General features: G+C 72.0%; 9 protein-coding genes. 6 read left to right on the top strand and 3 right to left on the bottom strand.

The genetic code is table 11. The features are described 5' to 3' along the window. Positions 1 to 38 precede the first annotated feature (38 nt). The gene (locus OHA84_RS15740) at positions 39 to 596 is read left to right on the top strand and encodes an ABATE domain-containing protein (protein WP_266971155.1); all 558 of its coding nucleotides are present in this window, start codon (positions 39 to 41) and stop codon (positions 594 to 596) included. On the opposite strand, the gene OHA84_RS15735 is transcribed toward OHA84_RS15740, so the two are convergent. Together OHA84_RS15735 and OHA84_RS15730 are read right to left on the bottom strand one after the other, a co-directional pair. After that, the gene (locus OHA84_RS15735; RefSeq protein WP_266971157.1) at positions 575 to 1417 is read right to left on the bottom strand and encodes a hypothetical protein; all 843 of its coding nucleotides are present in this window, start codon (positions 1415 to 1417) and stop codon (positions 575 to 577) included. The genes OHA84_RS15740 and OHA84_RS15735 overlap by 22 nt on opposite strands. Before the next feature lie 73 nt (positions 1418 to 1490). Then, on the bottom strand, positions 1491 to 3107 hold the full coding sequence (locus tag OHA84_RS15730; RefSeq protein WP_078999293.1) for an MFS transporter: 1617 nt from the start codon (positions 3105 to 3107) through the stop codon (positions 1491 to 1493). Positions 3108 to 3516: 409 nt separating this feature from the next. On the opposite strand from OHA84_RS15730, the gene OHA84_RS15725 reads away from it, so the two are divergent. From OHA84_RS15725 to mfd, 3 genes are all read left to right on the top strand, one after another. Beyond that, positions 3517 to 4293: an ABC transporter ATP-binding protein gene (locus OHA84_RS15725; protein WP_371591389.1), complete on the top strand. Its 777-nt coding sequence runs from the start codon at positions 3517 to 3519 to the stop codon at positions 4291 to 4293. Then, the gene (locus tag OHA84_RS15720; RefSeq protein WP_266947674.1) at positions 4290 to 6866 is read left to right on the top strand and encodes an ABC transporter permease; all 2577 of its coding nucleotides are present in this window, start codon (positions 4290 to 4292) and stop codon (positions 6864 to 6866) included. Before OHA84_RS15725 ends, OHA84_RS15720 begins: the two co-directional genes overlap by 4 nt. A gap of 243 nt (positions 6867 to 7109) precedes the next feature. Beyond that, entirely contained in the window at positions 7110 to 10643 is a 3534-nt protein-coding gene (gene mfd / locus OHA84_RS15715; protein WP_053681496.1) for a transcription-repair coupling factor, read from the top strand. 79 nt (positions 10644 to 10722) lie between these two features. Here mfd and OHA84_RS15710 read toward each other — a convergent pair whose 3' ends face one another. Further along, positions 10723 to 10896 (bottom strand): Rv0909 family putative TA system antitoxin, encoded by a 174-nt coding sequence (locus OHA84_RS15710; protein ID WP_107089277.1) that lies wholly within the window; start codon positions 10894 to 10896, stop codon positions 10723 to 10725. 307 nt (positions 10897 to 11203) lie between these two features. On the opposite strand from OHA84_RS15710, the gene OHA84_RS15705 reads away from it, so the two are divergent. Together OHA84_RS15705 and OHA84_RS15700 are read left to right on the top strand one after the other, a co-directional pair. Beyond that, positions 11204 to 11788 (top strand): hypothetical protein, encoded by a 585-nt coding sequence (locus OHA84_RS15705; protein ID WP_266971160.1) that lies wholly within the window; start codon positions 11204 to 11206, stop codon positions 11786 to 11788. Continuing rightward, positions 11785 to 13284 carry a serine/threonine-protein kinase gene (locus OHA84_RS15700; protein WP_078999291.1) on the top strand — a complete coding sequence of 500 codons (1500 nt, stop codon included), beginning with the start codon at positions 11785 to 11787 and terminating at the stop codon, positions 13282 to 13284. The genes OHA84_RS15705 and OHA84_RS15700 overlap by 4 nt, the downstream gene beginning before the upstream one ends. Positions 13285 to 13292: the final 8 nt, after the last annotated feature.

Genomic DNA, 13292 nt, shown 5'->3' with positions numbered 1-13292 from the left:
GGGCTAATGGGTCAAGGGGATTGGGTAGCATTAGGTCCGTGACTGTGAACTTTCCGCTCATCGGCGAGCACCTCGCGCTCGACCTGCTGAACACCCGCCCCGCCGACGGGGACCTCATCGCCGAACCCGACGGCCTGGCCGGGTGGTTGGCCGAGGAGGCCGAGCGGCTGGGGCCGGTCGCCGGCGGGGTCGGGGAGGCCGAGGTGGTCGCGGTGGTCGCGGTACGGGAGGCGGCGCGGGCCGCGTTGGCCGCCGTACGGGGCGGTGAGCGCCCGCCGGTCGACGCGCTGCGCGTGCTGAACGCGGCCCTGGCGGGCGCCCCCGCCCACCGGGAGCTGGACTGGACCGCCGGATCGGGGCTGACGGCCGATCGTGTGCGCCCGACCGTCGACCCGGCGGCGCGCCTCGCCGCGGAACTCGCCGAGGCGGTGACGGAACTGCTCACCGGGCCGCGGGTGGGGGAGGTGCGGGAGTGCGAGGGGGCGGAGTGCGTGCTGCTGTTCCTCCCGGCGCACCCGCGGCGGCGGTGGTGCGTGGCGGGCGCGTGCGGCAACCGGGCCCGGGTGGCCCGCTACTACGCGCGGCGCCGGGCCTGAGCGGGGATCTCGGGGCGCGGGTGGCGGTAGGGGTCGCTCCTGAGGCCGTGTGAGGTCACCACCACGGTGAAGGCGGGCGCGGTCCCGTCCGGGAGGGGGGCCGTCAGGGTGGACGTCGTCGGGTCCAGGGTCGAGGGGACGGCCGTGTCGTCCACGCTCACCCGGGCGTCCTCGAAGCCGCCGCCCGACACCGTGAGGACGCCGTCGGCGAGGGCGACGTCGGTGATCACCGGGTTGGCCCGGGTGGCCATCTTGTTCACCAGGTAGGCGCCCGCCGGGGCGCCGGTCAGGGCCCAGATCTCCGAGGGGAGGCGGGGGAGCCCGCCGCCGACGTCCGAGAGGAAGAACAGCACGACGTAGAGCATCGTGACCGCGCTGAGGGCGACGTACTGGAGGTCCATCAGGTCGGTCCGGCCGCTGTCGTTCGCGATGAGGTCGCGCAGGGGTCGCCGGCCGCCGGGGGTGGGTTTCGGGGCGGGTTTGGCCATGCTGCCGTTCTCCACGCGCACCCCGACGACGGTCTTCGCCGCGATGAGGGCCACGTACGGGCCGCCGAGCAGTGGCAGGTACGCCGTGGTCAGCGAGGACAGCGGGCCGTGTTCGCCCTGGAACCAGTCGACGCCGCCGCCGGCCGTCAGCCCGTACGCGAGGATCGCCAGGAGCAGCCAGAACAGGATCACCGTCCAGGCCAGGGCCAGGGTGGTGGAGGTGGAGAGCCGGCCGTCGCGCCCGGTGATGAAGCCGGGGTTGCGGCGCAGCCGCAGGGCGACGGGGCAGGTCAGGGTCGCCAGTAAGAGCAGGGCGAGGAGTGCGGAAGTCATGGTGTTCCCCCGAGTGGTGTCCGTGGGTAGACAGATAGCCCATTCGTTCGAGCCATGACAACCCCGGTGGGGTCTACCGCTGCTCGGGCAGGACCGGGAACTTCCGCGGCGCGACCAGGAGCAGCACCACCAGCGCCGCCACCGCCGCGGCCGTCGCGCCGAGGAAGACGTGGTCCACCGCGGCGTCCACGGCCTCCCGCAGGTAGTCGGCGGCGGCCGGCGGAAGCTGTCCCGGTCGGTCGAGGGCCTTCGACACGTCGTCCAGGTGGTCCGGCAGTCCCGACACGGGGGCGTCCGCGAGCCGGGCGGCCATGGTGGCGTTGGCGACGGCTCCCGTCAGGGCCGCTCCCACGCTCTGGCCGACCTGCCGGGAGAACAGCACGGAGGCCGTCGTGGTGCCCCGTTCCGCCCAGCCGACGGTGGACTGCACCCCGACGATCAGCGGGAGTTGGAACAGGCCGAGGGCGCCGCCGAGCAGCAGCATGACCAGTGCGGGCTGCCACACCGAGCCCGGGTACGGGAGCAGCGTGAAGCCGAACAGGGCCACGGCGGCGATCCCCACCCCGAGGACGGCGCTGTCGCGGAAGCCGACGCGCCGGTAGACGTGTTGGGACAGGGCGGCGCTGAGGGGCCAGGTCAGGGTCATCGCCGAGGTGAGCAGCCCGGCGCCGACGGCTCCGAGGCCCAGCACGCTCTGGGCGTAGATCGGCAGGAACACCTGCGGGGCGACGATCAGCAGGCCGAGGGCGCCCATGGCGAGGTTGACGGCGGCGATGGTGCGGCGGCGCCAGACCCAGCCGGGCAGGATCGGTTCCGCGGCCCGGCGCTCCACCCGGACCACCACCGCGGCCAGGACCGCGCTCGCGCCGAACAGCCCCAGGGAGGGCGCCGACAGCCAGGGCCAGGCGACGCCGCCCCGCACCAGGGCGTAGAGCAGCACTCCGCCGCAGGCGAAGACCCCGAGGGCGCCCGCCCAGTCGACGGGCCCCCGGCGGCCCGGCGGCCGTACGGGTTCGACGAGGTGGCGGGCGATGAACCACAGGGCCAGGGCGGCGGGCGGCACGTTGACCAGGAAGATCCACCGCCAGTCGGCGTACGTGGCGATCAGGCCGCCGACGGCCGGGCCGGCCAGCGCGGACACGGCCCACACCGCGGACATCCGGGCCTGGATGCGGGGGCGTTCCCGGCCCGGATAGAGGTCGGCGGCGAGGGTCTGGACCGTGCCCTGGAGGGCGCCGCCGCCCAGGCCCTGGATGATCCGGAAGGCGATGAGGGCCGGCATGTTCCAGGCGAGCGCGCAGAGCACGGAGCCGACGAGGAACAGGGCCGTCCCGAAGATCAGCACGGGCTTGCGCCCGTGGGTGTCGGACAGCTTGCCGTAGACGGGGAGCGAGACGGTGGTGGCGAGGACGTACCCAGCGAAGATCCACGAGAACACGGCGAAGCCACCGAGGTCGCCGACGATCTGGGGGACGGCCGTGGAGACGACGGCCGCGTCGAGGGCGACGAGGCTCATGGTCAGCATCAGCGAGACGACGACCACGGTCTTCGGGCGCCCCGGTGCGGGGGCGCCGGCCGCGGGGTCCTCTGTGGCGGAAACGATTCCCCCGGACGGTCCGGCCGGTGGGACGACCGCGTCGGCCGGCCCCGAAGGCTCCTCCCCGAGGGGCGGTTCCGCTTTCTTCCCCATGCCCGTCGAACCCCCTTCACCGTGCACGCATCCGCGGGGAACACCTTCTCACCACGGGTGTTTCCGGCGGTATCCCTCACTTCGGGTCCATCGAAGGGTGCAGAACCCCTAGGGGTTCGTCAGCACAAGGACCCAGGGGCCGTTCGTCCCGCCGGAGGAGGTGGGCGGCCCCGGCGCGTCTTTAACTGGTTCACATGAGGCGAGGCCGTCGGGGGGTGGGGACAACCCCCCGACGGATATGGCGACGGGCACCAGTGCGCCCGAACGCCCCCGCGCCGGAGACTTCACGACGGCGGCACACGGATCACCGCGAGCCGACGCCACAAGCGGACGCACGCACCGACGCACGCACGCACCGATGTACGCACGCACCGACGAACGAACGAGGGGAAACACCGTGACAACGGCTATGACCGAAACCAGGCACGGGGGTACTGGAGGGCATGAAGCCGTCGCGGCCCGGGCACGCAAGGTCGTCAAGGCCTACGGCTCGGGAGAGACCCGCGTCGTCGCCCTCGACGCGGTGGACGTGGACATCCGGCGCGGTCAGTTCACCGCGATCATGGGCCCCTCCGGCTCCGGCAAGTCCACGCTGATGCACTGCCTCGCGGGCCTGGACACGGTGACGAGCGGTGAGATCTTCCTCGACGACACCGAGATCACCGGCCTGAAGGACAAGAAGCTCACCCAGCTCCGCCGGGACCGGATCGGCTTCATCTTCCAGGCGTTCAACCTGCTGCCGACGCTCAACGCCCTGGAGAACATCACGCTCCCCATGGACATCGCGGGCCGCAAGCCGGACGCGGAGTGGCTGAACCGGGTCGTCGAGACGGTGGGCCTCGCGGGTCGCCTCAAGCACCGCCCCACCGAACTCTCCGGCGGCCAGCAGCAGCGCGTGGCGGTCGCCCGCGCCCTCGCCGCCCGCCCCCAGATCATCTTCGGCGACGAGCCGACCGGAAACCTGGACTCCCGGGCCGGCGCCGAGGTCCTCGGCTTCCTCCGCCAGTCGGTGGACGAACTGGGCCAGACCATCGTCATGGTCACCCACGACCCGGTCGCCGCCTCCTACGCGGACCGCGTCATCTTCCTCGCCGACGGCCGGATCGTCGACGAGATGATCGACCCGACCGCCGAGCAGGTCCTCGACCGGATGAAGGACTTCGACGCACGCGGGCGGACCTCGTGACCGTCATGAAGACCGCGCGACGCAACTTCGTCGCGCACAAGGGAAGAATGGCGCTCTCCGCCATCGCCGTCCTGCTGTCCGTGGCCTTCGTCTGCGGCACGCTGGTGTTCACGGACACCATGAACACCACCTTCGACAAGCTGTTCGCGGTCACCAACTCCGATGTCACGGTCAGCCCCAAGAGCGCCGGCGACGACCAGGAGAACCCGGGCAGCGGCAAGCCGCGGACGCTGAACGGCTCGGTCGTCGACCGGGTCGAGAAGGCCCAGGGCGTGAAGTCCGCCGAGGGCGGCGTCCTGTCGATGTCCGTCACCGTCGTCAACACCAAGAACGAGAACCTGGGTTCGACCACCGGCGCCCCGACCATCGCGGGCAACTGGAGCGACAACGAACTCAAGTCGATGAAGATCACCTCCGGCAAGGCCCCGCGCGGGCCGACCGAGTTGATGATCGACGCCGACACCGCCGAGAAGCATCACCTGGGGCTCGGCGACGAGGTCCGCACCATCGCCGTCACCGGCGACAACCGGGCGAAGATCAGCGGCATCGCCGCCTTCACCGTCACCAACCCGGGCGCGACCATCGTGTACTTCGACACGGCCACCGCCCAGACGTTCCTGCTCGGCTCCGCCGGCGCCTTCACCCACGTCAACGTCACCGCCAAGGACGGGGTGAGCGACGAGCAGCTGAAGCAGAACGTCGCCGCCGCCGTCGGCGCCGACACGTACAAGCTCCAGACCGCCAAGGAAGCCGCGGACGCCAACCGCAAGGACGTCGGTTCCTTCCTCGACGTCATGAAGTACGTGATGCTCGGCTTCGCCGGGATCGCCTTCCTCGTCGGCATCTTCCTCATCTTCAACACCTTCTCCATGCTGGTCGCCCAGCGCACCCGGGAGATCGGCCTGATGCGCGCCATCGGCGCCGACCGCAGGCAGATCAACCGGTCCGTCCTCGTCGAGGCCTTCCTGCTCGGCGTCGTCGGCTCCGTCCTCGGCGTCGCCGCCGGGGTGGGCCTGGCCGTCGGCCTCATGAAGCTCATGGGCCAGATGGGCATGGACCTGTCCACCGACGACCTGACGGTCGCCTGGACCACCCCGGTCCTCGGCCTGGTCCTCGGCGTCGCCGTCACCGTCGTCGCCGCCTACATCCCCGGCCGCCGCGCCGGCAAGGTCTCCCCGATGGCCGCCCTGCGCGACGCGGGCACCCCGGGCGACAAGAAGGCCGGCCGGATCCGGGCCGCCCTCGGCCTGGTCCTCACCGGGCTCGGCGGCGCGTCCCTCTACCTCGCCGGCGCCGCCGAGGAAGCGGCCCCGGGCTCCCTGTGGCTGGGCCTGGGCGTGGTCCTCACGCTCATCGGCTTCATCGTGATCGGCCCGCTCCTCGCGGGTGTCGTGGTCAGGGCGCTGTCCGCCCCGGTGCTGCGGCCCTTCGGATCGGTCGGCCGGCTCGCCGAGCGCAACGCGCTGCGCAACCCGCGCCGCACCGGCGCCACCGCCGCCGCGCTGATGATCGGCCTGGCGCTGGTCGCCTGCCTGTCGGTGGTCGGATCCTCGATGGTGGCCTCCGCCACCGACGAGCTCGACAAGTCCGTCGGCGCGGACTACATCGTCAACTCGATGACCGGCCAACCGGTCATGCCGCAGGCCGAGCAGGCCATGCGCGCCAACAAGAACCTCGACCACGTCACCGCCTACCGCGAGGTGCCCGCCAAGATCACGGCCCCCGACGGTTCCACGGTCACCGAGGGCCTGGGCGCCACCGACCCGTCGTACGCCAAGGACATCCGGCGCAAGATGCGGGCCGGGGAGCACGCCGACGCCTACGGTCCGAACGCGATGGCGGTCGGTTCGCTCTACGCCGACGAGCACGGGATCAAGCTCGGCGACACGCTGACGGTCGCCTTCACCGGCGGCAAGACCGTCAAGCTGAAGGTCGCCGCGATCACCGGCGACGAGGGCAACATCGACAAGGGCATGAAGTACGTCTCCACCGCCGTCGCCGAGGCCAACGTCCCGGCCGAGCGGATGCCGCGCCCCTTCATGCTGCTGGCCAGCGCCAAGGCCGGTCAGGGCGACACCGCGTACGCCGAGGTCAAGGCGGGGCTCGCCGAGTACCCGCAGTACAAGGTGCTCAACCAGGCCGACTACAAGCAGGCGCTGAAGGACCAGGTCGGCCAGCTGCTGAACATGGTCTACGGGCTCCTCGCCCTCGCGATCATCGTCGCGGTCCTGGGCGTGGTGAACACCCTGGCCCTGTCGGTGGTCGAGCGGACCCGCGAGATCGGCCTGATGCGCGCCATCGGCCTCTCCCGCCGCCAACTGCGCCGCATGATCCGCCTGGAGTCGGTGGTCATCGCCCTCTTCGGCGCACTCCTCGGCCTCGGCCTGGGCATGGGCTGGGGCGCGACCGCGCAGCAACTCCTCGCCCTCCAGGGCCTGAAGGTCCTGGAGATCCCCTGGCCGACCATCCTCGGGGTGTTCGCCGCGTCGGCCCTGGTGGGCCTGTTCGCCGCACTGGTGCCGGCCTTCCGGGCGGGGCGGATGAACGTATTGAACGCAATCGCCACCGACTAGGTCGGGAGGCGGTTGTCACGGGGGAACGCCGGCCCCGGTCGTCCGACAGGACGACCGGGGCCGGCGTCGTGCCGGGGGCCGGGCCCGCCGCGCCGCCGGCCGTCCCTGCCCGCGCCGTCACTCCCCGCGATGACGGCAATCCCCCGCGCGGTCGGGGAAGACGCGTCGTAGGGTGGGAACCCCCGGCCCGTTCACGTGTCGGGCCCTTCGCGTTGCCCCTCCACCGGACGGAAAGCCCTCCTCATGAGCCTGTACGGACTGCTCGACGCCGTCACCCGGGACCCCGCCCTCACCGAGGCGGTCGCGGCGGCCGGGGACGGCAACCGGATGCACGTGGACCTGGTCGGCCCGGCCGCCGCACGGCCCTTCGCCATCGCCGCGCTGGCCCGGCGGACCGAACGGACCGTGCTGGCGGTGACCGCCACCGGGCGGGAGGCCGAGGACCTGGCCGCCACGCTGCGGTCCCTGCTGCCGCCGGACGAGGTGGCCGAGTACCCCTCCTGGGAGACGCTGCCCCACGAGCGGCTCTCCCCCCGCAGCGACACCGTGGGCCGCCGGCTCGCGGTGCTGCGCCGACTGACGCACCCGAGCAAGGACGACCCGGCCACCGGCCCCGTCTCCGTGGTGGTCGCGCCGATCCGCTCCGTGCTCCAGCCGCAGGTCAAGGGGCTGGGCGAACTGGTCCCGGTCAGCCTTCGGCAGGGGCAGTCCGTCGATCTGGGTGAGGTCGTCCAGGCACTGGCCGCGGCCGCGTACGCACGGGTCGAGCTGGTCGAGAAGCGCGGCGAGTTCGCCGTGCGCGGCGGCATCCTCGACGTGTTCCCGCCCACCGAGGAACACCCGCTGCGCGTGGAGTTCTGGGGCGACGACGTCGAGGAGATCCGCTACTTCAAGGTCGCGGACCAGCGGTCCCTGGAGATCGCCGATCACGGGCTGTGGGCCCCGCCCTGCCGTGAACTGCTGCTGACCGACGAGGTGCGGGAGCGGGCCGCCGCGCTCGCACAGGAGCACCCGGAGCTCGGGGAACTGCTGAACAAGATCGCCGAGGGGATCGCGGTCGAGGGCATGGAGTCCCTCGCGCCCGTCCTGGTCGACGACATGGAACTGCTGATCGACGTCCTGCCGGCCGGGTCGATGGCCGTCGTGTGCGACCCGGAGCGGGTACGGACCCGGGCCGCCGACCTCGTCGCCACCAGCCAGGAGTTCCTGATGGCCTCCTGGGCGGCCACCGCCGGCGGCGGACAGGCCCCGATCGACGTCGGCGCGGCATCCCTGCGCGGCATCGCCGACGTCCGCGAGCACGCCCGCGCACTCGACATGATGTGGTGGTCGGTCTCCCCGTTCGCCGCCGACGACAGCGCCGACGGGGCCGACACCCTCAAGCTCGGGATGCACGCCCCGGAGGCCTACCGGGGCGACACCGCCCGCGCGCTCGCCGACACCAAGGGGTGGATCGCCGACGGCTGGCACACCGTGTACCTCACCGAGGGGCACGGCCCGGCCGCCCGCACCGTCGAGGTGCTCGGCGGCGAGGGCATCGCGGCCCGCCTTGAGGCGGACCTCGCGGTCCTGGAGCCGGGCATCGTGCACGTGACGTGCGGCTCCCTCGACAACGGCTTCGTCGACCCGGCGCTGAGGTTGGCCGTGCTCACCGAGACCGACCTGACCGGGCAGCGCACCGCCAGCAAGGACCTGGGGCGGATGCCGACCCGGCGCCGCAAGTCCGTCGACCCCCTGACCCTGGAGGTCGGGGACTACATCGTGCACGAGCAGCACGGCGTGGGTCGCTACATCGAGATGGTCCAGCGGACGGTGCAGGGCGCCACGCGCGAGTACCTGCTCGTCGAGTACGCGCCCGCCAAGCGCGGCCAGCCCGGCGACCGGCTGTACATCCCCACCGACCAGCTGGAACAGGTCACCAAGTACGTCGGTGGCGAGGCCCCGACCCTGCACCGGCTCGGTGGCGCCGACTGGACCAAGACCAAGGCGCGCGCGAAGAAGGCGGTCAAGGAGATCGCCGCCGACCTGATCAGGCTCTACAGCGCGCGGATGGCGGCCCCCGGCCACACCTTCGGCCCGGACACCCCCTGGCAGCGGGAGCTGGAGGACGCCTTCCCGTACGCGGAGACGCCCGACCAGCTCACCACCATCGCCGAGGTCAAGGAGGACATGGAGAAGTCCGTCCCCATGGACCGGCTGATCTGCGGCGACGTCGGCTACGGCAAGACCGAGATCGCCGTGCGGGCGGCCTTCAAGGCGGTTCAGGACGGCAAGCAGGTCGCCGTCCTCGTGCCCACCACGCTGCTGGTGCAGCAGCACTTCGGGACCTTCTCCGAGCGCTACAGCCAGTTCCCGGTCAAGGTGAAGGCGCTCTCCCGCTTCCAGAACGAGACCGAGTCGAAGGCCACCCTGGAGGGGCTGCGCGAGGGCTCGGTGGACATCGTCATCGGCACGCACCGACTGTTCTCGCAGGAGACGAAGTTCAAGGACCTGGGCCTGGTCATCGTCGACGAGGAGCAGCGGTTCGGCGTCGAGCACAAGGAGCAGTTGAAGAAGCTCCGCGCCAACGTGGACGTGCTGACCATGTCCGCGACCCCGATCCCGCGCACCCTGGAGATGGCGGTGACCGGCATCCGCGAGATGTCGACGATCACCACCCCGCCGGAGGAGCGGCACCCGGTGCTCACCTTCGTCGGCCCGTACGAGGAGAAGCAGATCGGCGCGGCCGTCCGCCGCGAGCTGCTGCGCGAGGGGCAGTGCTTCTACATCCACAACCGGGTCGAGTCCATCGACCGGGCCGCCGCGAAGCTGCGCGAGATCGTGCCCGAGGCGCGGATCGCGACGGCGCACGGGCAGATGTCGGAACAGGCCCTGGAACAGGTCGTGGTGGACTTCTGGGAGAAGAAGTTCGACGTCCTCGTCTCGACCACGATCGTCGAGTCGGGCATCGACATCTCCAACGCCAACACCCTGATCGTGGAGCGCGGAGACAACTTCGGTCTCTCCCAACTCCACCAGCTGCGCGGTCGCGTGGGCCGCGGCCGTGAGCGTGGGTACGCGTACTTCCTGTACCCGCCGGAGAAGCCGCTGACGGAGACGGCGCACGAGCGGCTCGCGACGATCGCCCAGCACACCGAGATGGGCGCCGGCATGTACGTGGCCATGAAGGACCTGGAGATCCGCGGCGCGGGCAATCTGCTGGGCGGTGAGCAGTCGGGCCACATCGCGGGCGTCGGCTTCGACCTGTACATCCGCATGGTCGGCGAGGCCGTGGCCGACTACCGGGCGGCCATCGAGGGCGGTCCGGAGGAGGAGCCGCCGCTGGAGGTCAAGATCGAGCTGCCGGTCGACGCGCACGTCCCGCACGACTACGCGCCCGGTGAGCGGCTGCGCCTCCAGGCCTACCGGTCGATCGCCTCGGCGAACTCCGAGGCCGACGTCAAGGCGGTGCGGGAGGAACTCACCGACCGCTACGGCAAGCTGCCCGAGCCGGTGGAGAACCTGCTGCTGGTGGCCGGGCTGCGGATGCTCGCCCGTGCCTGCGGGGTCGGCGACATCACCCTCCAGGGCCCCAACATCCGCTTCGGTCCGGTGGAGTTGAGGGAGTCGCAGGAGCTGCGGCTCAAGCGGCTCTACCCGGGGGCGGTGCTCAAGCCGGCCGCCTCGCAGGTGCTGATTCCCCGGCCGAAGACGGCGAAGGTCGGCGGGAAGCCGTTGGTCGGGCGGGAACTGCTCGGCTGGACCGGCGAGTTCCTCACCACGATCCTCGGCTCGTGAGGTGCCCGGCGTGCGCGTGAGGTGACCGACGCGGGTGTGGAGCCGGCGGACCCGCCGGCTCCACACCCGCGCCCGCGGGCTACTTCGTCGGGTCGTCGTCGACGCCGAGGCGCTTCTCCGCCTCCTGCTGGGCCCGGTCGACCTGGGAGGCGTACTTCCCGCCGGTCTTCTCGTTGGCCTCATCCTCGAGGTTGTCCGAGATGTCCTTGCCCTTGGTCTTGGCCTGGTCCTTGAACCTGTCGAAGATCCCCATGTGCACGACCTCCTGAACGACCTCCTGATGGCGTCCCCTTTGTGACGCTACGCGCGTTCCGCGAGCTTCGCCCGCCGGCGGTCGGTCCCGGTGGCGGGCCCGGCCGGCGTCGCCCCGCGCGTCGTCGTGCTGCGACCCTGCAACGGTTGCGGTCATCCCCTCACCCACTTCGGACAAGGCTGTATACGCTCAGTCCCGGAACTCATCTTTTCTTTGTTCGTACGGCCCGTCAGGAGCAGCGATGCACGGCCCCGGCTACCCGCCGCAGCATGGCCACCCCGGCCCCCGTCCCAGCGACGGGAGCGTGGTGACGTTGCGCGTACTGTTCGCCGTGCTGCCCATTCTGAGCTGCGGTTTCCTCGCGTGGGGCACGATGCTGCGGCTCGCGTTGGTCACGCGCAAGCCGCGGGACTGGATGCTGCTCGTCGTCAGTTGCGTGCTCTTCGTCGTGTGGGTGGTCTTCATCGGCCTCGACAAGACCCCGGACACCAGCGGCTGGCAGAGCGACTTCGGCGCCGGCGGCACCCTCCTGACCGGTCTCGCGGTCACCGTGTACTTCCTCGTCGCGGACATCCGCCACCACGAGAACCGGAACGACAACCGGGCGCAGGTCCCGTGGTACCCGGCGCCCGCGCCGTACACGCCGCCGCAGCAGCACCGGGCCGGCCAGGGCTACGGCTACCCGCAGGGCCAGACCTCCACCCCGGTCCCGAACCGGCCGGACGTCCCGCCGCAGGTGACGCCGCCGCCGCGGATCGGGCAGGTCCGCGCCGAACTCGACGAGCTGAGCGAACTCCTGCGCAACCGGCCGCCGCAGCCGAACGGGCCCCCGAAGCCGGGCGGCCCGTACCAGGACCCGAACCCGACCGCGACCCAGGATCCCCACCAGTGACCGACCGGCTCATCGGCGACCGCTACCAGCTCGCCGGCATCCTGGGCCAGGGCGGCATGGGCCAGGTCTGGACGGCGTACGACCGCCGGTTGGACCGGCGGGTGGCCGTCAAACTGCTGCGCCCCGACAAGGTCGCGGGGCCCGGCACCGTCGCCGAGGAGCTGCGCCGCCGCTTCGTGCGCGAATGCCGGGTCACGGCCCAGGTCGACCACCCCGGGCTGGTCACCGTGCACGACGCCGGCAACGACGGCGACGAGCTGTACCTGGTCATGGGGTACGTCGAGGGCTCCGACCTGTCCGACCACCTCACGGCACACGACCCCTACCCGTGGCCGTGGGCCGTCGCGGTGGTCGCGCAGCTGTGCTCGGTGCTGTCCGCCGTCCACGCGGTGCCGATCGTGCACCGCGACCTCAAGCCCCGCAACGTGATGATCCGTCCCGACGGCACGGTCCTCGTCCTCGACCTCGGCGTCGCCTCGGTGATGGACACCGACACCACCCGCCTCACCAGCACCGGGACTCCGATCGGCAGCCCCGCCTACATGGCACCCGAACAGGCCATGGGCGGCGCCGTCGGCCCCTACACCGACCTGTACGCCCTCGGCGTGCTGCTGTACGAACTCCTCAGCGGCAACGTGCCCTTCGCCGGGTCCACCGCCCTCGGAGTCCTGCACCGGCACCTGTACGAACCCCCGGTGCCGGTGCGCCGGCTGCGTCCCGAGGTCCCGCACGCCCTGGAGGCCGTGCTCCTGCACCTCCTCGCCAAGGACCCGCAGGACCGACCCGGTTCCGCGCAGGAGGTGTACGAGGCCCTCACCCCGCTGCTGCCCAAGCACGGGGTCCCGACCGGCCACCTCGACCCGACCCGCCCGTTCCTGCGCCCGCAGGCCCCCTGGCCGGACCGCCCGACCGTGCCGGCCCGCCCGGACACGCCGCCCGCCCCGCCCCGGCCGGACATCCCGGGCGCCGTGGACGAGGCCCGCACCCTCCTGGACCAGGGGCGACTCACCCAGGCCGTGGACATCCTCGGCGGCATCCTCCCGGCGGCCGCCGCCGAGCACGGGGACCACTCGCCGGTGGTCCGCTCCCTGCGCAAGCAGTACGCGGCCACGCTGATGGACGACGGCCAGTACCGGCGCGCCCTGCCCGAACTGCGCCGCCTCGCCGACGAGTTCCCGCCCGGGGACACCCAGGCGCTGCGCTTTCGCTACGACGCCGCCCAGTGCCTGGAACAGCTCGGCGAACCGGCCGCCGCCCTCGCCGAGTACCGCTCCCTGCTGCCCCTGTTCGAGAACCACTACGCCAACCCGGACCCCGGCCTGCCCCTGGAGGTCCGCCGCCGGATAGCCCACCTGCTGCTCTCCCTCGGCGACCGGGCGGGCGCCCACGACACCCTGGTCCGCCTCCTCTTCGACGCGGACCGCGTGCACGGCCCGGGCCACCCCCTCCCCGTCGAGATCCGCCGCACCCTCCAGTGGCTGGGCCAGGTCCGCTGACCCCCGCG

This window comes from Streptomyces sp. NBC_00513 (assembly GCF_041431415.1).
In the GTDB taxonomy this organism is placed as follows: domain Bacteria; phylum Actinomycetota; class Actinomycetes; order Streptomycetales; family Streptomycetaceae; genus Streptomyces.
This window is presented reverse-complemented; position numbering and strand designations above follow the sequence as displayed.

Bases quoted from the DNA above. Each gene is read 5' to 3' on its own strand.
- OHA84_RS15735 (WP_266971157.1), bottom strand. From the start codon at position 1,417: ATGACTTCCGCACTCCTCGCCCTGCTCTTACTGGCGACCCTGACCTGC.
- mfd (WP_053681496.1), top strand. From the start codon at position 7,110: ATGAGCCTGTACGGACTGCTCGACGCCGTCACCCGGGACCCCGCCCTC.
- OHA84_RS15730 (WP_078999293.1), bottom strand. From the start codon at position 3,107: ATGGGGAAGAAAGCGGAACCGCCCCTCGGGGAGGAGCCTTCGGGGCCG.
- OHA84_RS15710 (WP_107089277.1), bottom strand. From the start codon at position 10,896: ATGGGGATCTTCGACAGGTTCAAGGACCAGGCCAAGACCAAGGGCAAG.
- OHA84_RS15725 (WP_371591389.1), top strand. From the start codon at position 3,517: ATGACCGAAACCAGGCACGGGGGTACTGGAGGGCATGAAGCCGTCGCG.